The organism is [Leptolyngbya] sp. PCC 7376, from assembly GCF_000316605.1.
Lineage (GTDB): Bacteria > Cyanobacteriota > Cyanobacteriia > Cyanobacteriales > MRBY01 > MRBY01.
In genome coordinates this window covers 2,278,687-2,300,134 of sequence record NC_019683.1, presented here as the reverse complement: position 1 = coordinate 2,300,134, position 21,448 = coordinate 2,278,687, and the positions used below count along the sequence as shown (strand labels likewise).

Annotated in this window: 19 protein-coding genes and 9 pseudogenes; 11 read left to right on the top strand and 17 right to left on the bottom strand. The window is 43.0% G+C overall.

Features of this window, described 5'->3' with window-relative positions; genetic code table 11:
* Nucleotides 1-235: 235 nt before the first annotated feature.
* The 5 genes from ilvC (at nt 236) to crtC (ending at nt 6,186) form a co-directional block, all read left to right on the top strand.
* Nucleotides 236-1,231: a ketol-acid reductoisomerase gene (ilvC, locus tag LEPTO7376_RS10175; RefSeq protein WP_015134097.1), complete on the top strand. Its 996-nt coding sequence runs from the start codon at nt 236-238 to the stop codon at nt 1,229-1,231.
* 766 nt (nt 1,232-1,997) lie between these two features.
* A complete protein-coding gene (locus tag LEPTO7376_RS10170) occupies nt 1,998-3,356 on the top strand; it encodes a glycosyltransferase family 4 protein (RefSeq protein ID WP_015134096.1) in 1,359 nt (452 codons plus the stop codon).
* 357 nt (nt 3,357-3,713) lie between these two features.
* Nucleotides 3,714-4,316 carry a PTPA-CTERM sorting domain-containing protein gene (locus LEPTO7376_RS10165; protein ID WP_015134095.1) on the top strand — a complete coding sequence of 201 codons (603 nt, stop codon included), beginning with the start codon at nt 3,714-3,716 and terminating at the stop codon, nt 4,314-4,316.
* A 264-nt stretch (nt 4,317-4,580) separates the two neighbouring features.
* Nucleotides 4,581-5,219 (top strand): HpsJ family protein, encoded by a 639-nt coding sequence (locus LEPTO7376_RS10160; protein ID WP_015134094.1) that lies wholly within the window; start codon nt 4,581-4,583, stop codon nt 5,217-5,219.
* 25 nt (nt 5,220-5,244) lie between these two features.
* A complete protein-coding gene (gene crtC, locus LEPTO7376_RS10155) occupies nt 5,245-6,186 on the top strand; it encodes a cyanoexosortase C (RefSeq protein WP_015134093.1) in 942 nt (313 codons plus the stop codon).
* Nucleotides 6,187-6,371: 185 nt separating this feature from the next.
* Here crtC and LEPTO7376_RS26370 read toward each other — a convergent pair whose 3' ends face one another.
* Nucleotides 6,372-6,548 (bottom strand): hypothetical protein, encoded by a 177-nt coding sequence (locus tag LEPTO7376_RS26370; protein ID WP_015134092.1) that lies wholly within the window; start codon nt 6,546-6,548, stop codon nt 6,372-6,374.
* 322 nt (nt 6,549-6,870) lie between these two features.
* Here LEPTO7376_RS26370 and LEPTO7376_RS10150 point away from each other — a divergent pair, with 322 nt between their 5' ends.
* Genes LEPTO7376_RS10150 through LEPTO7376_RS10140 form a run of 3 tightly spaced genes read left to right on the top strand, consistent with a single transcriptional unit; the run spans nt 6,871 to nt 8,557 of the window.
* Nucleotides 6,871-7,260 (top strand): hypothetical protein, encoded by a 390-nt coding sequence (locus LEPTO7376_RS10150; protein ID WP_015134091.1) that lies wholly within the window; start codon nt 6,871-6,873, stop codon nt 7,258-7,260.
* Between the two features lie 37 nt (nt 7,261-7,297).
* On the top strand, nt 7,298-7,945 hold the full coding sequence (locus tag LEPTO7376_RS10145) for a DUF2301 domain-containing membrane protein (protein ID WP_015134090.1): 648 nt from the start codon (nt 7,298-7,300) through the stop codon (nt 7,943-7,945).
* A 3-nt stretch (nt 7,946-7,948) separates the two neighbouring features.
* Nucleotides 7,949-8,557 carry an L-threonylcarbamoyladenylate synthase gene (locus LEPTO7376_RS10140; RefSeq protein ID WP_015134089.1) on the top strand — a complete coding sequence of 203 codons (609 nt, stop codon included), beginning with the start codon at nt 7,949-7,951 and terminating at the stop codon, nt 8,555-8,557.
* A gap of 6 nt (nt 8,558-8,563) precedes the next feature.
* On the opposite strand, the gene LEPTO7376_RS10135 is transcribed toward LEPTO7376_RS10140, so the two are convergent.
* Both LEPTO7376_RS10135 and LEPTO7376_RS10130 read right to left on the bottom strand, forming a co-directional pair.
* Entirely contained in the window at nt 8,564-9,520 is a 957-nt protein-coding gene (locus tag LEPTO7376_RS10135) for a cobalamin-binding protein (protein ID WP_015134088.1), read from the bottom strand.
* A 40-nt stretch (nt 9,521-9,560) separates the two neighbouring features.
* On the bottom strand, nt 9,561-10,778 hold the full coding sequence (locus LEPTO7376_RS10130; RefSeq protein ID WP_015134087.1) for a response regulator: 1,218 nt from the start codon (nt 10,776-10,778) through the stop codon (nt 9,561-9,563).
* Between the two features lie 183 nt (nt 10,779-10,961).
* Between LEPTO7376_RS10130 and LEPTO7376_RS10125 the strand changes: the two genes are divergently transcribed.
* Nucleotides 10,962-11,267, top strand: a complete 306-nt coding sequence (locus tag LEPTO7376_RS10125) for a hypothetical protein (protein WP_015134086.1) — start codon at nt 10,962-10,964, stop codon at nt 11,265-11,267.
* A 179-nt stretch (nt 11,268-11,446) separates the two neighbouring features.
* Here LEPTO7376_RS10125 and gatB read toward each other — a convergent pair whose 3' ends face one another.
* Nucleotides 11,447-12,934: an Asp-tRNA(Asn)/Glu-tRNA(Gln) amidotransferase subunit GatB gene (gene gatB / locus LEPTO7376_RS10120; protein ID WP_015134085.1), complete on the bottom strand. Its 1,488-nt coding sequence runs from the start codon at nt 12,932-12,934 to the stop codon at nt 11,447-11,449.
* Between the two features lie 211 nt (nt 12,935-13,145).
* Here gatB and LEPTO7376_RS10115 point away from each other — a divergent pair, with 211 nt between their 5' ends.
* The gene (locus LEPTO7376_RS10115; RefSeq protein WP_015134084.1) at nt 13,146-14,081 is read left to right on the top strand and encodes a ribonuclease Z; all 936 of its coding nucleotides are present in this window, start codon (nt 13,146-13,148) and stop codon (nt 14,079-14,081) included.
* A gap of 50 nt (nt 14,082-14,131) precedes the next feature.
* On the opposite strand, the gene LEPTO7376_RS10110 is transcribed toward LEPTO7376_RS10115, so the two are convergent.
* The 6 genes and pseudogenes from LEPTO7376_RS10110 to LEPTO7376_RS26920 all read right to left on the bottom strand — a co-directional run.
* Nucleotides 14,132-14,464, bottom strand: a complete 333-nt coding sequence (locus LEPTO7376_RS10110; protein WP_015134083.1) for a hypothetical protein — start codon at nt 14,462-14,464, stop codon at nt 14,132-14,134.
* Nucleotides 14,465-14,700: 236 nt separating this feature from the next.
* Complete coding sequence (locus tag LEPTO7376_RS10105; protein WP_015134082.1) at nt 14,701-15,426, bottom strand: fatty acid desaturase; 726 nt, start codon at nt 15,424-15,426, stop codon at nt 14,701-14,703.
* Between the two features lie 103 nt (nt 15,427-15,529).
* Nucleotides 15,530-16,489, bottom strand: coding sequence for an orange carotenoid protein N-terminal domain-containing protein (locus LEPTO7376_RS10100; RefSeq protein ID WP_015134081.1), 960 nt, complete (start codon nt 16,487-16,489; stop codon nt 15,530-15,532).
* A gap of 354 nt (nt 16,490-16,843) precedes the next feature.
* A pseudogene (locus LEPTO7376_RS24690) lies at nt 16,844-17,404 on the bottom strand (IS1 family transposase); the annotation flags it as partial.
* Between the two features lie 138 nt (nt 17,405-17,542).
* Nucleotides 17,543-17,884 (bottom strand): annotated as a pseudogene (locus tag LEPTO7376_RS10090) (transposase); the annotation flags it as partial.
* Nucleotides 17,885-17,901: 17 nt separating this feature from the next.
* Nucleotides 17,902-18,060, bottom strand: a pseudogene (locus LEPTO7376_RS26920) (transposase); the annotation flags it as partial.
* 64 nt (nt 18,061-18,124) lie between these two features.
* Here LEPTO7376_RS26920 and LEPTO7376_RS10085 point away from each other — a divergent pair.
* Nucleotides 18,125-18,921 (top strand): annotated as a pseudogene (locus tag LEPTO7376_RS10085) (IS5 family transposase).
* Between the two features lie 12 nt (nt 18,922-18,933).
* Here the strand turns inward: LEPTO7376_RS10085 and LEPTO7376_RS27530 are convergent.
* The 7 genes and pseudogenes from LEPTO7376_RS27530 to LEPTO7376_RS25700 form a co-directional block, all read right to left on the bottom strand.
* Nucleotides 18,934-19,236 carry a transposase family protein gene (locus tag LEPTO7376_RS27530; protein WP_225901196.1) on the bottom strand — a complete coding sequence of 101 codons (303 nt, stop codon included), beginning with the start codon at nt 19,234-19,236 and terminating at the stop codon, nt 18,934-18,936.
* On the bottom strand, nt 19,175-19,390 hold the full coding sequence (locus LEPTO7376_RS27525) for a hypothetical protein (RefSeq protein ID WP_225901256.1): 216 nt from the start codon (nt 19,388-19,390) through the stop codon (nt 19,175-19,177). Before LEPTO7376_RS27525 ends, LEPTO7376_RS27530 begins: the two co-directional genes overlap by 62 nt.
* 25 nt (nt 19,391-19,415) lie before the next feature.
* A pseudogene (locus LEPTO7376_RS29040) lies at nt 19,416-19,667 on the bottom strand (IS5/IS1182 family transposase); the annotation flags it as partial.
* An 18-nt stretch (nt 19,668-19,685) separates the two neighbouring features.
* Nucleotides 19,686-20,166 (bottom strand): annotated as a pseudogene (locus LEPTO7376_RS29035) (transposase); the annotation flags it as partial.
* A 47-nt stretch (nt 20,167-20,213) separates the two neighbouring features.
* Nucleotides 20,214-20,312: pseudogene (locus LEPTO7376_RS26365) on the bottom strand (IS1 family transposase); the annotation flags it as partial.
* A 252-nt stretch (nt 20,313-20,564) separates the two neighbouring features.
* Nucleotides 20,565-20,687: pseudogene (locus LEPTO7376_RS26360) on the bottom strand (IS1 family transposase); the annotation flags it as partial.
* Between the two features lie 9 nt (nt 20,688-20,696).
* Nucleotides 20,697-21,424 (bottom strand): annotated as a pseudogene (locus tag LEPTO7376_RS25700) (IS1 family transposase).
* Between the last annotated feature and the right edge of the window lie 24 nt (nt 21,425-21,448).

The following is a 21,448-nucleotide window of genomic DNA, read 5'->3' as shown; positions in this document are numbered from 1 at the left end:
TCATCAATCCTCTGCACATCGGGGAAATGATTCGGCGATCGCCATCTACCCTTACTCTAGATATCCTGTGCGTAGAAAAAGAGTCTTGGAGTACATACTCGCGAGAAATCTGAAAAAAGCCGATCGAAAAATTCACCCATGAGAATGGCGAGACAACAATCCCCTATAATTAACAATTTGCAGTATGCATTAACACATATTCGTAACTTTGTAATTTTTGTCGGAGAACTGTCCTATGGCTCGCATGTATTATGATGCGGACGCAAATTTAGATCTTTTAAACGGGAAAACCGTTGCCATTATTGGTTATGGTTCCCAAGGTCATGCCCACGCCCTTAATCTGAAAGAAAGTGGTGTCGATGTAGTAGTGGGTCTATACGACGGAAGTAAGTCTACGGCGAAGGCTGAAGCCGAAGGTCTGAAGGTATTGTCCGTTGCAGAAGCGGCTAAAGCTGCAGACTGGATCATGATCTTGCTGCCTGATGACGTTCAGAAGAGTGTCTATACAAATGACATTGCTCCTAACCTCAAAGCTGGTGATGTGCTCTCCTTTGCCCATGGTTTTAATATCAACTTTGGTCAAATCGTCCCTCCCGCTGACGTTGATGTTGTGATGGCTGCACCCAAAGGCCCTGGTCACCTCGTTCGTCGTACCTATACTCAAGGCCAAGGTGTACCTGCATTATTTGCAGTTTATCAAGATGCAAGTGGTCAGGCTCGTGACCTTGCTATGGCTTATGCAAAAGGTATTGGTGGTACTCGCGGCGGTATCCTCGAAACAACATTCCGCGAAGAGACAGAAACAGATCTGTTCGGTGAACAGGCAGTTCTCTGTGGCGGTCTCAGCGAATTAATTAAAGCTGGTTTTGAAACCCTCGTAGAAGCTGGCTACCAACCTGAATTGGCTTATTTCGAGTGTTTGCATGAAGTAAAGCTCATTGTTGACCTCGTCGTTGAAGGTGGTCTCGCGAAAATGCGTGACAGCATCTCCACCACTGCTGAGTATGGCGACTACATGAGTGGTCCTCGCGTTGTGACCGCTGACACTAAAGCCGCAATGAAAGAAATTCTGAGTGAAATTCAATCTGGTGAGTTTGCTCGTAACTTCATCTTAGAAAATCAGTCTGGTGGTGCACAGTTCAAAGCAATTCGCCGTAGCGAAGCAGAACATCCTATTGAAGTTGTCGGTAAAGACCTTCGTGCAATGTTCAGCTGGCTCAAGGACAGCTAGCAACCTGCTGAACTTTAAAACAATTTGATATTGATGACAACAAGGTGGGATTTATCTCACCTTTTTTCTTTTGTTTCTTGTCCTAAACCTTGTCTGGCAAGCATTTGAAGGTGTACGGTAAGTCATGAAAGAACCTCACAATATTCTCTTATCTGGACTAGCAATAAAATCTATAGGGATGGTCTGCAACGAAATCTCGCATCATCTTCTTGCTCATCACAGGATGACTTGGTTTGTACACTTCAGCTACATAAGCCATCTTTTGAGTTCTCCATAACCTTCCTCTGAGGAGCTCTGAACATTTCAAGGACTAGAAACTCATAGCCTTATAGGTTTCACCATGTAAGCTGCTAATTTTCTCTTCAAATGTGTGAAGAGAAGAAGGACTTAGTTGGATATATCTAATGATAAATATGAAGACTTCATTGGAGTCTACTTAAGGATATACGTACTCAATTTCCGCAAAAATAATACTGAACAAAAGAAAATAACAAATTGTTCTACTTATAGTGCCTTGTCCCAAGCTACACGCTTTATATAGCGTATATGGGTCTACCCCATCACATTGAATCAAGCGTTTTGTAATGGAATTTTGTTGATCCTTTATTGCCCCTTCACACAAAAAAACAAGCTTCACACAAGCTTTAAATAAAGTGGGGTTTCGAGGCGATCGCCGCCAGTGCTACGTTGTTAGACTCGTACTAACGAAACGAGCAAACCAAGTTTGTAAGTTCAGCAAGTTGATTCGAAGTAGAGAGATTGAGCCGTGACTGTTAGCCGCAACATTTCTTCCAAAAAGTTTTTCAGTACATCCTTGAGTCGCCCTTTCGAAAGGTATCGCTCCCAGGATGTTGTTACTGACAGTTCCACCAAGCTCTCAGTTGTCACCCAGTTTTTTCCCCCAGATTATGCAGCGACTGGCCAACTCATCGAGGAGTTAGTCAAGCACCTAGGTCGCAATGGTCTAAACATTGACATCTTCACTGGTCAACCTGGTTATGCTAACCAAGACCAAGTCGCTCCTAAAGAAGAAGAATTACTAAACGGTGTGACAGTACGTCGTTCCAATATCACTAAGTTCAGCTCTAAGAGATTGAGAGGCGCTCTACTTGGTGGTTTGCTATTTGCTTTCAGAGCAATCCTCCACATTGCAGCTAACTACAGAAAATATAATCTTCTACTTGTTACAACTGCTCCTCCTTTTCTTCCAGTAATCGGTTATCTCCTCAACTTCTTTTTCAAGACTCCTTATATCTGCTTGATTTATGATATTCACCCAGATATTTCTGTTGAACTTGGAATGATTAGTCGTGACAATCCAATCGTAAAAGCTTGGACTTGGATTAATAAGCAAGTATGGCGTAGATCTAAAGAAATTATTGTTCTAAGCAGCAATATGAAAGACAGAATTGTTGCTCACTGCCCCGAAGTTGAAAACAAAATCACAATCATTCATAGCTGGGCAGATCCTCAAAAGATTTACCCAATTGAGAAAGAAGAAAATTGGTTTGCTCAGAAGCATGATTTAGTTGAAAAATTCACTGTTCTCTATTCTGGTAATATGGGTCGCTGTCACGACATTGACACAATGTTCAAAGCCGCGCTGAAACTAAAAGACGAACCCATTCAATTTGTTTGTATCGGTAAAGGTGCGAAGCAAGAAAATTTAAAAGCAAAGATTAAAGAGCACGGTTTAAATAATTTTGTTTTTCTTCCTTACCAAGATAAAAAAGATTTAACTTATTCCTTAACTGCCTGTGATGTAACCCTCGTTAGTGTTAGCGAAGGAATGGAAGGATTGGTTGCTCCTAGTAAAGTTTATGGTTACTTAGCAAGTGGTCGTCCCATCGCTGCGATTTGTCCGGAATCTACTTATCTCAACAATATGCTTGAGGAAGGTGATTGTGGTGCAGGCTTTAAAAACGGTGATGCACAAGGGTTAGCGGATTATATTCTTGGTCTAAGTCAAGACACTGAAAAAACAAAGCAACTAGGTCAATCTGCGAGAAACTATCTCGAAAATAATTTCTCTCCCGAGGCGATCGCCAGTCAGTACAATACTGTACTACAGAAAGAAGGACCTGTTATTTTTCCAAGATTTGATTTTAGTCCTTTCATTATGTAGAGATAGTTAGAAGACCCTAAATCTGGAAATTACATGAATTAGAAGTACAAATAAATATTAGATTGACTGCCTTCATCACTTAAGTCCTAGGTTCAAACTAGGACTTTTTTGTTATGTGTATGTATCTGATTTTCTTTAATCTCGAAAAAATCACTTAAATGCAAACCATTAAGTAATTGTAAAATGCCTCGCCAACCAAAAAGGAGTTATGTGAAAATACGGTAAAGATGGGAAATAAGTGTTGCCTTCTTAGAATTTCGTACGTATAATGAGGGCAAGAAACGAAAAAGAAATTAAGTGACTCTTGGTTAGAGCATTTAAAGATATCTTTCGACAATTACGAGGTTATTCAAAACAATGAACTTTATCGGCAACAAAGTAATTCCTGCAACTCTCTTCGCAGCTACAGCTTCCTTCGCAATCTCCGCTCCTGCTCAAGCTTTAGATTTTTCTGGTGTTGGACAAGTTGAAATTAGTGGATTTGAAGTAGTATCTGATGGTGCAGGTGGTCTAGATTTTGTTGGATTAGAACTCGCAATTCTTGGTGCTGTCCAAGATGAAGATGGTGTTGATATTGCCGCATGGTCTCCTTATGTGGTTGGTGGTGCTTTAAATAGTGTTGGTTCTTTGACTGATGTTAGTGCTGGAGCTCTTACTGACGATGTATTCGCATTTACATTCGGTGACGGTTCGACATTAGAGTTTGATTTGACAAGTCCAGTAAGTATCCAGTCCTTGGCTCCTCTTGAAGCAGGCTTATTGGGTGACTTGATCTTTACTGATGCAACAGGTGTATCTTCAATCTTTGCTGGCGCTCACCTCACTAGTCAGTCTGTTGGTGACGTGGCAACTTCATTCTCCATTTCATTGACTCCAGTTCCTACACCTGCAGCTGTTCTTCCTGTCCTTACTGGTCTTTTCGGCGTAGCATCTCGTAAGAAGCAAGAGGAAGAAGCTTAAATTTGCTTTTTGGATTTTGCTGAGATTCTCTAATTTCTTATGTAGAGAGTAGGCGGTCTAGAAAGAAATCGTAGAGTTGCATGCATTTATTTAATTAGAAGAGCGTTTTATGGAAGGTTACTTTCGTGAAACGCTTTTTGATTCTTGTTTTGTTTGTAAAGTATGTCTAGCTCTGATTTTGAAGATGTACAATCGTAACAGTAGATAAGACACTGAACTTCTTTCATTCTTTGCTACTGTCGCATCAATTTTTGCTTATAAAAAATGACTTATAACATTGATAAAAAAGAACAGCCAGCTGCTTCAGGAGGCGGTGGTGGTAGTTATAGCGCCAAGAATATTGCCAAAATTGTTGGATTGGTCTGCACTGTTGGCTTTATTTTCGACATGTTGATCCTCTTCTTGCCACCCCAGCTCGGTAATGTGTCTTGGCGGATTGGTATGGAGCAACAATTTGCTAATCGTAGTGTGATTTTCTTATTCGGGATGGCACTTCTTGTGTTTAGCAGTGTTGGTATTGCGAAAGGAAAGGGTCGTTTACTACTCGCTTCCCGTACGGCTCTTGTGGCAGGGGTTGCTTTTTTCTTGATTAGTTTGTTGGCGATCGCCGATGCGATCCAACTTCAAAATCAAGCTTTGGGGAATATCGACACAAGAGAAAGCGAAATTCAGCAACAACTCAGGGATGCTGAGAAAAATCCAGAGAATCTCCGTGAAGGTGTGAACCTTGAGGATCTAGAGCGTATTTCAGATGAACTGACAAGGCAAGCTGAAGAACGCCGGAATTTAGCACGAAGACAAGCGGTGAAGACTGCGGTTTCTAATGTCGGTAACTTGTTTTTAGTAGGTGCTGGCTTAGTGGGCGTTGGTCGGAGTGGTTCTCGCCTTTCAAAAAATGGGTAATTAGCACAAAGAGATGCAAAATCAAATGAAAAAAATCGATCTCAAAAGTCTTGGCACAAAAGCTAAAACTTCGGCTCAATACCTATTCCAGCTAAGTAATAAATCCTGGCATAACAGGATCATTGCCCTTGGCTGGATTGCCATGGGCTTATTTATGCCTTTATGGATTTACGATATCGTCTATGGCACGATTAATGGGGCTGCAAGTTTATTGCTGGTTGCTCTAGCAGGGTTTGGTTTTTTTCAGCTCTGGCAAAAGCGAGCGCAGTTAGCAACATTAAAAGCCTCTGATGAGGATCGGCTTCTCGGTTATATTCTTATTTTTGCGGCGATCGCAGCTGTACCATTTTGTTTTTCCGTTGAATGGCAACAGAAAGTTCTCTTTTATATTTTTCTTACTGGAGCAGCCCTAAGCACATGGGGATTTGGCTTTTTTAGCAAATATCCTTTGCCAATCTCTTTGATTTTTATGGGATTCTTCCCCCAGCCGACTACCTTCGGGAAAATGGTGTGGGTAACCTTTACACCTGAAGCTGGTCTTGAGCGATTTATGGCTGTAGCTGGCGCTTTTGGTTTAAGAGTGATTGGCCAAGTTCCCACTGTACAGTGGGACATTATTAGTTTGCCTACTGGTTCTGTACGGGTTGATTGGGGCTGTAATGGCTTTGACCTTGCTACGATTGCAGCTGTTACGAGTTTGCTGCTCGGTATCTTCTGGAAACAGCCCATGTGGAAAACGACGTTATTTGTTTTGATGGGTATTGTCTTTAGCCTGATTGCTAATGTCCCTCGGATTATGCTGATGACTTTAGCATCTGTTTACTGGGGACATGAGTCATTTGAATTTTGGCATGGCTTTTGGGGAGGACAAATCTTTCTCTCTATTCTTTTCACAGTTCACTACTATGCAATGCTTGCTTTGCTAGATTGGGATCCATTTAAGGTTAAGAGCCAAACCGCAGGATAGGTGAACTAACTGCTTGGATTTTGTAAGCGATTGAATCTCTTCTCATTTTTTGTGGCCACAGAAAACTCAATATTTTTATAAATGACTCCTAGATTTTGATCGAAGGAGTTTTTTCTTAGAAAAATAGTTGTTTTATAAAATGCCAGACAGAATAGTGATGAGCAGAAATATCGGTGATCGCCCTACTAAACAGGCATTACTAGAATTTCACCAGCTTCAAGCTGAGAAGTGAGAAGTGCTAAACAGTTAATCTCTTGTTCATTTAGATCACGTTTATCGACTGACATTTCGATAAGAGCTTTCATCTCAGGTGTGATCACTCGTTGAAATAAAGCAGTTTCTAAGACAGTTTGAAAGCTCATTGTTGCGTCCTCTTAGGTAACCAAGTAGTTTTTTTTGCTTATAGGTTAAGTATCCCTTGAGAAGCTGTTTAGTGTTGTGACTCTAACAATTAGGTAAAGATGTTGTTTATCAGTTTGTCTCTTGATCGAAATCGATGAGTTTTATCGGTATAAGTCTGTCGAAAGAATGATTTTGATCACAAAAGATTCGTGTGAACGTTGTCGATGGTGATTTACGAAGCTTCGAACTCTCCCATATGCTGATGGTTTATAGGAAGGAGAGCCAATCTTCAGAGGTATCGATTATCCTAAGAAAAGAAGTATTGAAAGAGTATTTGTCATCATGGCTGACTTCGGTAATCTGGTTCAAAAGGCATTTTATCTAGGGGTTGGTGCGGCCTCAATTGCAGCAGAAAAAGCAGGCTCGACGATTCAGGATCTGAGAGAACAGGCTCAAGGCGTTGCTGATGAGATGGTACAAAAAGGTGAGATGAATGCCGAAGAGGCGAAGAAGTTTGTGAACGATATGGTGAAGCAGGCTCAGGATAAAATTCCTAACGCAACGAAAGCCAAGCCTGAAGAGGCTTCAGATCAGCCTAAAGAGCCGCGTCGTATCGAAATTTTGGATGAAGAAGAGCCTGAGTCAGCGGTGAATCAAAAGTCTCAGGAGGCTGCTGAGCTACGTCGCCAACTCGAAGAGCTTCAACAAGAACTTAAAAATTTAAAGCAATAATTTAGTTATGAGTTGTGGAACAAACTGAGGTGAAGAAGTGGATAGTGCAATAACGCCAGAGATTTATCAGGGATACTACGGTGAGTTTACAATTACGGATGATGATCGCCGTGATGTGTTGCTCTATCGTGGTGGGTTGGCGATCGCCGCGCTGTGTTTTTCGGCTGGGACTAGCCTTATGTTTTGGCGGAGTGAGGCGGTTTGGGCTCAGCATGCGGTGACTATTTTCTACGGTCTATTTTGTAGCGCATTGGGCGTGAGTTTAGCGAAGATCCATATTTATCTTGTGCCGCTTCACCGACTACTCCAAGTTTTCTGGGGTATTGGCTGTGCTGTGGCGATCGCCTTGAGTCTTTTTTCTGGTCAACCTCTTGTTCGTTTTGTTGTTGAACATCCAGTGAGTATTTGGGGGATTGGTTTTACCTTCGCAGCACTGACAGGCATATTTTTTAAGGAAGGATTTTGTTTTCGGCGAGTGGAGACGATGCTGTTAACGCCTTTAGTGCCGCTACTGTTGCTCGGCCATTTAACCCAACTTCTATCCATGAATCTTGCAACGTTTGGCTTTATTACCTGGAGTGTTTTATTTGTCATTTTTGCGGCGCGGAAGTTTACACAGCCCCCCGCTGCTGATATTGGTGATAAGAGCGTTTTTGATTATCTTAAGCAGCAAAAAGCAAGTTAATTTATGCCTCTCGTTACCCTTGATCAACTGGTTGCCCAAGCTCAGGCGAATGAAGTTGTCAGTTTTCCAACGGATACGGTGCCTGCCGTCGCTGTTAAACCGGATTATGCTCAGAAAATTTATGAATTGAAGCGGCGATCGCCCGATAAACCTCTAATTCTCATGGCGGCTTCCCTTGAGGAAATTTGGGATTATGTTGTGGGTAGCGAGACAGAGAAAACTCAATGGCAGGCGATCGCCCAGAAATATTTACCTGGCGCGTTAACCCTTGTTTTGCCAGCATCCGAACTTGTGTCGAGCGCGATCAATCCCACCAAATCTGGAACTATTGGTGTGAGAGTGCCAGATTTGGATATTGCTCGCGAAATCTTATCCCAAACTGGTGCCATGGCAACCACAAGTGCGAATTTATCAGGGCAACCTCCGATCGAATGGACAGAAGAAATCGCCCTAACCTTTCCCTCATTACCTGTTTTAGATTGCTGGGATGTGGAACAGTTCGGCAAAATTGGAAGTGGCCAACCCTCCACCGTCATTCAATGGCAACGGGACTCGACTTGGACTGTTTTACGGCAGGGGAGTATTGCTCTAGAAACCACTGAATTCGCTTAAGAGCGGTTAGGACCTACTCAATTCTACTGGTGATAAAACTCGCCAATCGGTGTCAGGATATTGCTGCTTAAATAGGTTGGGATGCATAATTTCCGCCAAAATTTCTAACGAATCAACTAATCTTGGGCCGGGACGATTGAAGTAGGCATTACCGTCGCAAATAAAGAGTTTGTTGTCTTGCACTGCCCGGAGTTGTTGCCATTGAGGATGAGCCTTTACATCGTTAAGCATTTCCTCATAAGTACGTTGTAAATCAAAACCACAGGGCATAATGACAGCAATGTCTGGATCCGTTTCTAATAGTGTTTCCCAGGTGACGTAAGGGGAATGTTGACCTTGGTGCCCGAGAATATTTTCGCCGCCTGCAATTTCGATGAGTTCTGGCAGCCAGTTGCCGCCACCCATCAGCGGATCAATCCATTCAATCGCTGCAACTCTAGGTCTTTTTGATGATGTTAGAGAAGCTGTGCGTTCACGACAGAGATTAACTCGTGCTTGTAAGCCGTTAATAGTAGTTTGGGGATCGAGATCAAAGTGTTTTGCCACGCGCTCAATGTCGGCGTAAACATCTGACAATGTATTGGGCTGGAGGGAAATGAGTTGGATATCTGTGCCGGCGATCGCCCCAATCGCTTTTTGCACATCATTTAGAGTGACCGCGCAAACATCACATTGATCCTGCGTCACAATATGGGTCGGCTGTAATTCTTTGAGGACGTCTAGCTTTACTTCGTAGATCCCAATAGCTGCTTTAAGGAGTTCTTGGACATCTCGATCAATATCGCCACTAGATTTTGATGAGTTTAACCGGGCTGAGGTGCAAATAGGACGGCTCTGGATCTCGGCTGGATAATCACATTCATGGCTACGACCAACAATAAATGGCGTTAGCCCTAACGAGTCAAGCACTTCAGTGGCACTGGGTAATAACGAAACAATCCGTGGCGATTTGGTAGAAATCATTATATTTCCATGAGCAAAACTTTTCGGGGCGATCGCCTAACTACAAAAGTCGTAGGTACTTCTGGAGCGTTACCGCGATCTCTGTTTGATCAAAAGGTTTCAACATAAAGTCTGTGGCACCCATTAATCGACTTTTTACCCGATCAAAGATCCCCGAAGTGTCCGTAACAATAAGCACTGGCGTTTGGCGGAAAAGCGATAATTTTTTGAGTTGAGCGCACATGTCCAACCCACTGACTCGTCCTAAATCTAGCTCTAACAAAATTAGATCAGGCTTCTGAGCAAGCAAAACAGACATTGCTTTAAACGGATCATTAATAGGTAAGTAACGATACTTGAGTCCCTTTAAAAGAGTGCCAACATACTCTAGCTGGTCTTCGTTGATGTCGATGTAGGCAATTGTGATTTTTTGATTGCCTGCAGTTAGATCTTGGCTGATCGGTTCGCCTGTAAATTTGGGTTTGCTGGCGACAGTAATAAGATTTGCTGGAGCTGGGAGATCATCGATGGTCGCTAAATCGATAAACCCTAATTTGATATAAGGCATCATTGAGCGGGCCACTTGAATGACATCCCGTTTCATCCGAATTGAGAGATCCCAAAAAGTTGCCCGCCCGGTGATCAGAGTATTGAGGAGATTATAGGTACTAGCTGATGACCTTGTTTTTAAAAGCTCAGCATTTTGAATCTTTGGGGCACAGTTGGGGGATAGATGGGAAATATCGAGAGTGTTCCACTGTTTGAGGAGTTTCCAGGCTTTTAAAATCATCTGGTCAACATCCAGCAAAATTAAAGGATTATCGCCATAGTTACATTGGGTGAAACGGTAAGTGACCTGGGTACTCTGGCTGACGTCGAAGAAAATTTCAGTGGTAATTGCTTGTACAACCTGACTGACTTGTTCCCGTGATACGCGCCCTTGGTCATGCCATTTGCGTAATAGATCATATTCCCAATACAACTGGGCTGGCTTACTACTAACACTCAGTAAATCTTTTTGAAAACGGTCGCGATCTGCCGCAATTTCAGGCATATGAGCGGTGAGATTCCGTCGCCAGCAGCGCACCGCATGGCTCCCTCCAGAGGCATAGACGAGGCGGCCAAGATAAAGATAAAAATGCCATTCCCTTGCAAGGGGATTGGTCAGAGTTAGACAACCTGTAAACCTTGGTTTTTTTAGGGTGTGAAATAATTTAGTCTGTTTTGACGCATTAAAATCACGGATAGGAATTTCAGGTGGTACGTTAGGCTCAGTCATGTATTCCTAGGCTCACTCCCACAAATGCTGCGTGGTGCGATGGTAGATCCACGAATTAAAGGGCATTCGAGACAGGTATCGGCGATGTAGAGGGTGAGTAGTTGTTAGTTTCAGTGCGTTTAAATATATTGCGATACCCAATTATAGGTAATATACATTTTCTCCGCGTTTCTTTTTTACTATATGAAAATCACAATGGCGATCGCCCAACAGCTTGAAGCTTATAGTCGCAATCACCCTGAGGAAGTCTTATTGATCACCACAACCGAGGCTGATATTGAAGACCAAGTGATGATTTTTAAAGGATTTTCCAGTTCGCTCATGCGCCCTACTGATTCTAATCCCGATAACTCTGTCTTTACCGCCAATGCTGAATTCGTTTGTCTAGACCGACTTCAGAGTCCCTATCTCCCCAATGACCCGACTTATATTGAGCAAAATATGTTCTGGGAAGCCATGCAAAACTTGTTAGTAGAAAAAAATAGCTAAATACGCCAAAATTTTATTGCTCACCAATTGATTTTTCTGTTGCCCAAAAATTAGGCAAAAAAAAGGAGAGCCTATCTCGGCTCCCCCAATCATCAGGGTGCATCTACTGCAATCAATATAGCTCGATGACAATGGGGGGTCAACCCCCTCACCCTCAAAAAATGTGAAGTTTCGATAAATTAACCGTTTAATTTCTTCGCGAGAAGTTGGTTGACGAGCTTGGGATCCGCACGGCCACTGGTTTTTTTCATCATTTGACCAACAAAAAAGCCTTGTAATTTTTTCTTGCCCGCCCGGAATGCTTCCACCTTATCGGGATTCGCGGTGAGTAATTCGTCGATCATTGCTTCAAGTTCACCTGTGTCAGAAATCTGAGTTAAGCCTTTGCTTTCGACAATTTTCTTGGGAGAACCACCTTTTTCGAGAAGCTCAGGAAGGATTTCCTTGGCAATTTTGCCGCTGATGGTGCCATCATTAATCAAATTCACCAATTCCGCGAGACTGGCCGCAGTTAAAGGTAAGTCGTTAATGGTTAAATCAACGTTTTTATTGAGGTGAGCTGCAATGTCTTGGGTCACCCAGTTGGTTACTTGCTTGGGATCTGCACCTGAAGCAACAGCTGTTTCAAAGTATTCGGCGACATCGCGGTCATCGGTGAGAACACGGGTGTCATAAGAAGACAATCCATATTCGCTCAGATAGCGGGCACGTTTCTGGGCTGGGGTCTCGGGAAGGGCTGCGGCGATCGCCTCTAGTTGTTCTTTAGAAACTTCCATCGGCGGCAAATCGGGTTCGGGGAAATAGCGATAATCGCTGGCTCCTTCCTTCATCCGCATACTAAAGGTCTTTTGGCTGGCTTCATCCCATAAACGTGTTTCTTGGTAAATGGGTTCACCTGCTTCGACTGCTTTAATTTGTCGCGAAATTTCGTAGTTGATGGCTTTTTCAATCGCACTGAAGGAGTTCATATTTTTGATCTCCACTTTCGTGCCGAACTTTTCTCTGCCAACGGGACGCACTGAAATGTTGACGTCACAGCGCAATGATCCTTCTTGCATATTGCCATTGCCGACGCCAAGGTAACGCACTAAACGGCGTAATTCCTGAGCATATTCGGAAGCTTCTTTGCCGGTACGGAGATCTGGCTCGGAGACGATTTCGAGGAGTGGAATACCGGTACGGTTAAAGTCTACTTTTGAGTAGGTCGAACCCGCGAGGCGATCGCTCCCAGCATGGACGAGTTTACCTGCATCTTCTTCCATATGGAGGCGGGTAACACCGATGGTCTTTTTGACAGGTGTGTCGCTTGGCTTATCGACGAGTTCAATTTCGAGTTCGCCATGTTCAACTATGGGAAGGTCGAACTGGGAAATCTGATAATTCTTGGGGAGGTCGGGATAAAAATATTGCTTCCGATCAAACTTGCTATAAGGGCTAATTTTTGCTTTTAGTGCCAAGCCCATTTTTACAGCGGATTCTAAAACTTTCTCGTTAAGGACAGGCAAAACCCCCGGGTAGCCTAGGCAGACGGGACAAACATTGCTGTTGGGGTCGCTGTCAAATTCGGTGGAACAATTACAAAAAATCTTGCTGGCAGTATTTAACTGACAGTGGGTTTCTAACCCAATCACGGCTTCATACTCGGTTTTGCTGGATGCAACTGCCATAGAACTAGTTAAAAAGAAACGATACGAAATGAATATTACTCTTTATTCTAGCTTTGTGTGAGCCGTGCAAAAGGGTCAGATTGTTCGTAGGGAAAAGTGCTCTCATTCAGAAAGAATTTAAGCGTCGAGATTATTGTGTGCTCTTGGTAGGCGACATCTGAAGCGTCATTTACAATAGTGGGGTTATAGTTGCGGCGATCGCCCCAGAGAGATGGACATTACATTTTTAGGAACAAGTTCGGGCGTGCCTACCCGTGCGCGGAATGTCTCCAGTGTTGCTCTGCGGTTACCTCAGCGTGCAGAGGCATGGCTCTTTGATTGTGGCGAAGGGACGCAGCATCAACTGCTTCGCAGCGATCTGAAATCATCTCAAATTAGCCGAATTTTTATTACCCATATGCATGGCGACCATATTTTTGGGTTGATGGGTTTAATTGCCAGTATGGGCTTGGCAGGTAATGCGCAACCGATTAATATTTATGGCCCTGTTGGATTGAAAGAGTATTTGCGTGCCTGCGAACAGTATTCTCATATGCGGATCGGCGATCGCCTTCAAATTCATCAATCACAACCTGGTGTCATATTTGAGGATGAGCACTTTTTAGTGCGTTGTTTACCCCTCAAGCATCGCGTAACTGCGTTTGGATATCGTGTCGAAGAGAAGGATCGTCCTGGCCGATTTAATGTTGAAAAAGCGAAAAAGCTGGGAATTCCTCCCGGCAAAGTTTATGGCGAATTGAAAAAAGGTAAAGTTGTCACTCTAGACGATGGGCGCATTATTAATGGTGCCGAACTTTGTGGCGATCGCGAAGTTGGCAGAAAAATGGTTTATTGCACCGATACCGTCTTCTGTGATGCGGCAGTGGAGTTATCCCAAGATGCAGATGTCTTAATTCATGAAGCGACCTTTGCCCATAAAGATGCAGAAATGGCATTTGACCGCCTGCATTCGACTTCAACGATGGCTGCGCAAGTGGCGCTACTTGCCCAAGTGAAACAATTGATTATGACGCACTTCAGTCCGCGCTATATGCCGGGCAATCCTATTACCCTGGATGATCTCTTGGAAGAAGCCAAGGCGATTTTTCCTAATACAAAAATGGCAAGAGATTTTTTCAGCTATACAATCCAGCGTCGTACTAGCTAAGTTGGTTTGATACAAAATATGATTTCTTGTTCCTCGCTCTGGGAAGAAGATTACATCAGAGTCGAAATCAAGACTTCGATTTTCGCGAGCTTATCAATGCTCAAACCTTCAAGCTCACTAATCTCTAGCCAACCCTCTTTTGCCAGTTGTGCCAAGACGAAAACACGAGCTTCTGAGCGAAAATCATATTTACCATCTAAATCATGTCTTCTTGCACTTAAAAAATCATTCAGAATCCAAAAATCATTAGGATCTGCGGCGAGTTCTGCTTGTCTTTTTGCCTCTGCCATCATTGCTGCCGCTTCACGACGATAAGCCATATCAAAAGCTGTTTTTGCGATCAATTCTTCAGTCGTTGACCATTCTGATTTTGTGGTGGACATTGTTAGCATTTAATTGAAAAAAACTCTTTAAAGTACTTTGAAGTAATGGCGTTTGTGCACTTAAGGGCACTCACTCTTCCGACTTTCTACAGACGGTGGGCAAAATTATAATTTAGTTGACCTCATAAAAACCATAATGAATTCTCATATTTTCTTGATATTAATGCTTGTCATGAGCACTCATGAGCTTGCCTGAATTGCATTACAGCGATTGTCTTTTTTTTGTTACAACATTGTTAAGAGTGCTCGCAAGATGGTAATTGAAACCAAGATTTGCGAGGAAATGTATGATGTTCTTCGTGATAAAGCCCGAAATGGTAGCAGCTAATAAGTGACCAAAAGTAAATTAATTTCGAGTCTAGGCTTTGCTTGCTTCGTCGCTGATGTTGACAACCATGGGGCCGGTAAGTCCCAAAAAAGAAAAGCTGTACTGTACTGAAACAAAGAGGCAGCAATAAAAAATAGAAGAGATTTAGATAAGCGAATCCACAAGAGTAATGTAATCCCGCGGCTATAGCGATAAGGATGCTAGAAAACCTGGTGAGATATTTTCTAGATAGATAATTGTTAATAAAATGGCAGAACCAAATCAAGGGATTTGCGTTGATTCCATCATGAAAATCAGGGTCACCTGCTTGAGCGGGAAATCGATGATGTTGGATATGGTTTTTGCGGCAGTGCTCATACGGTAAGCCAGCATACAAAGTAATCGCTATACAGCCCAATTGTTGGTTTAATGCCACATTGCCAGGGGCTAAATTACCGTGCATGGCATCGTGAGCAACAATAAATAGCCCAGTATGTAGAAAGGTTCGCAAACCAATTCCACTTAAAGTTCCAGGGATTCCGAGGGTTGAAATGGGAGTGGCAATCAACAGAATAGTACTCAACAACCAGAAGATAAGGATAATAATCGCCAGACCTAGGCCTGTATATTCATCTCCTTGTTTTCTGGCTGTCATATTCTTCTCCAATCCGTTGATTTGCCTGAAAAAAGCGCATCATAAAAGACACGCTTAATCAAATAGTTATGTAGATACTGAATTCATGCTTGAGAAGCTGAATTTAGCGACGGAACTTCAGTAATTCTCTAGCGGAAGCAAGTAAATCAACTGCAACAAAGAAGATTTTGCCATCAGGATTTAGCAAAAAGCGCCAAGCGACATTCATGCCAACATCATTACCAAACCAAGGTGTTTGGCATGTTCCAGTGACTTTGATTTTTGTATATCCACCACTGCTAGGCTCAACGACACCAGACTCAGGCTTCAATTTTAGATTCTGACATTCTTCTCTAAAGAAATTTAGAACAGCGTTTTTACCAACAATTGGACGTTTGAAAGGAGGTTGTAGGGCACCATCTTCAGCAAACAATTGGATTAAGGCATCGAAATCATTAGCGTTGAGATTCACCATATATTTAGTAATGGTTTGATTCTCAATACCTTCAATGACAATCTCGTCACGATCAGCCATCGCAGTTGGGACAACAACTGGTTCTGCAACTTTTTGATAGGTCTCCATCCCACTGAAGGAGTAGCCCATATCAACAACTGTATTTCTGAGGATTGTAATTTGCTGAGGAGCATCTGCACTGCGAATAGTATCTAGTACTGCGGAGGCATTGGCAGACAATCTATAACCAGCAGGGATCGGTGCAACAAGACCTCCCTCCATTAATTGACCGAGGCGATACCAAAAGCCGAGTTTGATATTGACAGACCATGTAGCGTAGGTGCGGTTGATGGGTGTATCAATCCGGTTCGCGAGGTCGCACATCACTTGGGTTTGATCACGGAAGGAAAGTTGCTGGATTTGCGCTAGTGTAGACTCCGCAAATTGCATGTTCGCTGCACCGGGGGCTGCCACAGTAATTGACTTACCCATTTCCAAGTAAGCAAACCAAATTAGAGCCAGCTGATCCTCTGCGCTGAGCTGAGAGAAACGAGCGGTTGTCGCAGGAACAATGTCAGCAGCAAGGGTATCTGGAAAAATATTACGTGCTGCATCGAGAGTGTAAGACATTAAGATTTACTCCTTGGATATCTGATTTACAGATAAAAAGTATTGTGTGTTCTTCAAGTCAAGCTTGATATACAAATCGTAACATAAAGTTATGTTTCTTTGTGAGATGCCTTGCAGCTGATCATTTTTGGCGATCATTCTGCCATTTCTGCCTAGGTTTTGTCGGGATGCTGTTATACAAAGCTTTTGAATGCTTCCTAGTCTGTGATTTTGTGGCCATAGCCTTTCTGATAACCTGTTTTAGAGCTGTATAGCAGTCGCCAGATAGATGAAGACACTCCATAATGGTTTTGCAGACAGGCTCAGGATTGAGGTTCACATGACGTATCAAACTAAATGACCACTGCTATATAAAGCGAAATAGTGCCGCAATCGAGTATTCTCCCCTCCAACATGAATCATGTAGGTTTTGCTGATAATCTGGTCACCATCGGGTACGAACATGGGATAAACATTCCAGCCATCTGCGATGTAGAAGAAGCATCTCCAGAGACTAACGATTGCCCATAATGGTTTGAACGTCTCTGCGCTTCTGTCACCAACAGTCCAGGCGAGAATACCTGGTTGGAAGTGGTCTACGGCAGTCCAGAGCCAGACCTTATTTTTTTAGCACCGACAAAGGTTTGAAGTTCATCGAGTTCACTAACCTGAGGCACCGGCTCAGGTTCATAAGCATCAGGTAGCAATCGACTTGTTTGACCCAAGTGATGACAAGTGTGATGCACTCCTTTCGCCCGTTCAATGGCCTGAAAGCCTATGCCATTGACGTACATTTTGAGGCTGTCAGTTTATCTACCACTAACTACAGTAGCCGATAAACTGACAGCCTCAATAATCTACACAGATGTGATTATGTTTGCCTCTTTTGTTTCCGTTCTTACGGATATGAGTAGATTGGCATCCTCGACATTTCATTGAGTCAACAACCTCCATTCATCCATCTATTCTGCAACGCAAAAGAAAGATATCCTCAACTCTCAAATATCCCTATTTAACGTGAGTTCGGGATAAGGAATAAAGGTTCTAATCAAGCTGAAGAGAAGGTTTCTTAGGCTAATGACAGTAGGCGATGAGACCGCAAAGTAGATTGACACAAAAGTTGGCAGGACTGCGATGGCGGGAATGCTCAATCTGAGAAATTTTCTTCAGTTGGTCAATGACTGTCTCAATCAAAGCTCGCTTACGAGCCAGCACTTTGTCTCGCCAAAGCATCAGGTGATTCTTCATATTGCGACGAGGCTTAGCTAGAAGCCTCACATCATATTCTTCTTGTAAATACTGTGCCAGAGGTTGAGAGACGTAACCTTTATCTGCAAAGACTTTTCCCGATAGCTCTTTCAAAAGCTCCACGGCTGGTTTTCTGTCATCAGTGTTGCCAGGCGTGACTTTCACATTTGACCTCTTGCAAAAGGTTATGGCAATTCAAAGTTGTAGAGACCAGCAATGAGATTGAGTCTTAATCCCCATCTCCGACGGCGGTTACGATATCGACTGGATAATATACGAAATCTTTTGAGCATTCTGAATACCATCTCAATGATGATTCTTTGAGCTGCTAAGAGGATGTTTGAAAAAGGTATCGCAAGCAGAAAAAAAGAGATTTAGTCTATAGAAGTACTGAAATCTCTGAATAAAATCATGTCTGAATCATATCCAACAAATCTCAGTGATGACCAGTGGCATCTCCTAAAACCATTATTGTCATCAGTAAAGTCTGGAGGAAGACCTCGCTCCGTTGACTTGAGACAGGTGGTGAATGCCCTGCTGTATATCCTGATGGGAGGGATTGCCTGGCGTTCCTTGCCCTATGACTTTCCCAAATGGCAAACAGTCTATTGGTACTTTGCCCAATGGCGCGATGATGGCACCCTCGAATGTATCAATCAGACCCTCTACGAGTATGAGCGTACAGCTAATCATGACCGCCCTCCTCTCCTAGCTATGTGGTGGTGGATTCTCAGTCGGTGGATAGTGCCTCGATGATTCATGAGCACGTTGGGATTGACGGCAATAAACGGGTAAAGGGGAGGAAACGACACATCATAGGAGATAGCCTTGGTCTTTTGATGGTTGCTGTTGTCACTGCCGCTAATGTTAGTGATACACAAGGATTACGACTGCTATTAGAGAGATTACGACAGAGTTCATTCAATTTTCAACGATGGTATTTGCTCTATGTCGATGGAGGCTATCGAGGTCAGGCGCTCTGCCATTGGGTAATGGATACTTTTGGCGTTATTTTGCAGATGGTGCTGCGCCCATCTGAACGCAAAGACTTCTGCTTACTCCCTCGTCGTTGGGTGATTGAGCGTACCTTTGGATGGTTTTATTGGTGTCGTCGTCTCAGCCGCGATTATGAATACACGACTGCAAGTGCGGAGGCCTTTCTCTATCTTGCTTCTATTCGGTTATTACTGAGAAGACTTGCTTAAAACTTTTACTTTTCAAACATCCTCTAAGAGCTGATTCTCCTGTTTCTGCTCCGCACCTTTAGGCTTCTTGTGAGGAGTGTGACTCCGCTGATGTCGCTTGTGTAGACCTTGATATCCAGCGTCGGCAAGGCAGAGTTGTCCCTGCTGAAAATGCACTCTACTCTTTTTGAGTAGTTTGAAGTCATGGGTGCTACCTTTCTCACAGTCACAACAGATAATCTGTGCCCACTGCCAAGCAATGACCATTTGGGCTTTAAGGGAATGATGCTTCTTTTTCCCTGAGTAGTAAAGACGTTGTTTTTTCGGGCTTTTCAATCGCCTGTTCTGTGGCATCAATGACCATCACCACTACTGTTAGAGATAACTCTTCTGAACCATGGAGCTGTTTCATGCCGGGTAAGTGGAAATCGGTTTCTTTGATGAGTGTATTCTCTGTTTTTTTGCACCATGCGACAAACTGTTGATTCATGAATGCCCCATGATTGAGCGATAGGAAAATAAGTGCGATATTCCCTCAGATATTCCAAGGTGAGGAGTAACTGATTTTCCAGGGATAAAACACTGGGACGACCGGGTTTTTGCTTTGCTTTAGCTTCTGCTAGGACTTCGACCAGACGATTGAAGGTCTGAAGTTTAACTCCACAGGCTCTCCTGAATTGTTCTGGAGATAAATGTTGGAGCTGTTCGTAAGTTGGCCTTTTTATCGCTATGGCTCTGATACTTTCCTCTTTTTTACCTACTCTCACCCCTTTTGCAAGAGGTCAATTGAGTAATTCTCCGCGGTCATTGATAACCAGATGTAGTTTGAGGCCAAAGAACCAACCCACAGAGGTTTTACCTCGAGCGGCATGGCCATCAAAAACGCGGTGTTGAGAGATGCGGCGATTGTGACAAACTTTGATACTTGAAGCTGATACCTGTGCATTGACCATAACAGTGCTGTAGGTAGACACATAGAGAGAGGTACTAACGTCGAAGGCATCCACTCCACAAAACGTTGGTAACTCACGGCTCTGGGAAAAGCTCCTCGCCAGTGATGACGCACATTGATGAGATAGAAATATTTGAAATTACGATAGTGAGATTGATCAAAAGCAATCAGTATCGTCATTATCTCGCTTAAACTCAAGCTTCTTGAGCGACGTCGCCGCCGTTGTTTCGAGGCCAGCAGCTGTTGTTGCCATTGAGATTCGAAGACTTGGCGAAATCATCAACGGCACAAAACAAAGGCTCTAGACTGGTCATGGGGCGTTGGTGAGTTAAGGGATGTTTCTCAACGGCACAGGTACATCCTAAAACTTGAGGTAGTGAATCAGTAACTTGAGAGAGTTAGCTAACATTTCCACCGACCTTGAATAGCAAAGTGTTTTGCGATGTAAACGAGCTAGATAACGTGAGTTCGGGTTAAGGAATTAGGATGAAATCCCGACAAGTTAGCCTGAAACTCCTATAAATCAAGAGTTTGTTTGGAATTTCATCTATGTACTGATTCGCAATAAAGCATTCTAATTGAAAATATTGTATTGATTGAGCTCAATCAGTAGAATATTGCATAAAATAATCGCTGCTCAATAAAGAATCAAGAAGTCTCAAACCCAGATTAGGAAAGACTTTTTCCTGTTGTTCTTATCCCGAACTCACGTTAGATAGTTTCTTAAACGACCGTTTTCTCCTTCTACTCTGGTCATATATGTCTTGCTGATAATTCGGTCTTCCTCAGGAATGTACATAGCGTAAACAGGATAACCATCGGTCACGTAAAAATAACGAGAGTTTCAAGAGAGTAATGTTAAACGCCAATTGCGCAGTAGCTCAATACTTCCATTCACTCTAAATTTCGCAAACAGTGCCATGCTCAAGTCCACCATGTGTTTTGATTTAGAGACGACCTTCGTCCTGCGATGAAACCAAGCAAACCAATGGCGATTATCTGAGTTGTTTCTCTCAATTGCTATTGTCTCTTTCTTGCTAATGACATGAAAAGCATCTGGGTGATTCTCTAATAGCTGTTGATAGGGTTTCCAATTATCGGTGCAATAGACAGTGATTTGTCATTGCGATAACCGCTCTAGTAAATGACCTAAAGTTCGACTATCACGACTTCCCAATTCCCAGTCAATGAGTCGCCCAGTATTACGGTCATATGCTTTCCAGACCCAAAGTTTGTTTTTTTCTCTTGGATAAAATGCCATAGCTCATCTAGCTCCACCACGACAGCAGACTCAGGAGTGGGCTTTTCATAATTGGCTTCACCGAAATCTCTTACCCAATTGAGCACTGATTGAGCTGATACACCGAGAATCTTGGCTGTCGCATTCATGGACATACCACTCATATACATCAATACAGCTTCTAATTTCATCCAGAGAGGCTTGCCCCGCTCTTTAGAAAAGCTTGTAAATTGATAATTGCACTGCTTACACTTATTAAATCGTTGACGATTTTTAGCGAATCCACTTTTGATGATGTCTTGAGCATTACATTGGGGACAGTGAATTGTCATAGCGAGACTTCCAAGGAAACGACT

Coding starts and splice junctions, on each gene's coding strand:
- LEPTO7376_RS10105 (WP_015134082.1), bottom strand. CDS start 15,426: ATGACAGCCAGAAAACAAGGAGATGAATATACAGGCCTAGGTCTGGCG.
- gatB (WP_015134085.1), bottom strand. CDS start 12,934: ATGGCAGTTGCATCCAGCAAAACCGAGTATGAAGCCGTGATTGGGTTA.
- LEPTO7376_RS10140 (WP_015134089.1), top strand. CDS start 7,949: ATGCCTCTCGTTACCCTTGATCAACTGGTTGCCCAAGCTCAGGCGAAT.
- crtC (WP_015134093.1), top strand. CDS start 5,245: ATGAAAAAAATCGATCTCAAAAGTCTTGGCACAAAAGCTAAAACTTCG.
- LEPTO7376_RS10165 (WP_015134095.1), top strand. CDS start 3,714: ATGAACTTTATCGGCAACAAAGTAATTCCTGCAACTCTCTTCGCAGCT.
- LEPTO7376_RS10115 (WP_015134084.1), top strand. CDS start 13,146: ATGGACATTACATTTTTAGGAACAAGTTCGGGCGTGCCTACCCGTGCG.
- LEPTO7376_RS10130 (WP_015134087.1), bottom strand. CDS start 10,778: ATGACTGAGCCTAACGTACCACCTGAAATTCCTATCCGTGATTTTAAT.
- LEPTO7376_RS27525 (WP_225901256.1), bottom strand. CDS start 19,390: ATGAATCAACAGTTTGTCGCATGGTGCAAAAAAACAGAGAATACACTC.
- LEPTO7376_RS10160 (WP_015134094.1), top strand. CDS start 4,581: ATGACTTATAACATTGATAAAAAAGAACAGCCAGCTGCTTCAGGAGGC.
- LEPTO7376_RS10150 (WP_015134091.1), top strand. CDS start 6,871: ATGGCTGACTTCGGTAATCTGGTTCAAAAGGCATTTTATCTAGGGGTT.
- LEPTO7376_RS10100 (WP_015134081.1), bottom strand. CDS start 16,489: ATGTCTTACACTCTCGATGCAGCACGTAATATTTTTCCAGATACCCTT.
- LEPTO7376_RS10125 (WP_015134086.1), top strand. CDS start 10,962: ATGAAAATCACAATGGCGATCGCCCAACAGCTTGAAGCTTATAGTCGC.
- ilvC (WP_015134097.1), top strand. CDS start 236: ATGGCTCGCATGTATTATGATGCGGACGCAAATTTAGATCTTTTAAAC.
- LEPTO7376_RS10110 (WP_015134083.1), bottom strand. CDS start 14,464: ATGTCCACCACAAAATCAGAATGGTCAACGACTGAAGAATTGATCGCA.
- LEPTO7376_RS26370 (WP_015134092.1), bottom strand. CDS start 6,548: ATGAGCTTTCAAACTGTCTTAGAAACTGCTTTATTTCAACGAGTGATC.
- LEPTO7376_RS10135 (WP_015134088.1), bottom strand. CDS start 9,520: ATGATTTCTACCAAATCGCCACGGATTGTTTCGTTATTACCCAGTGCC.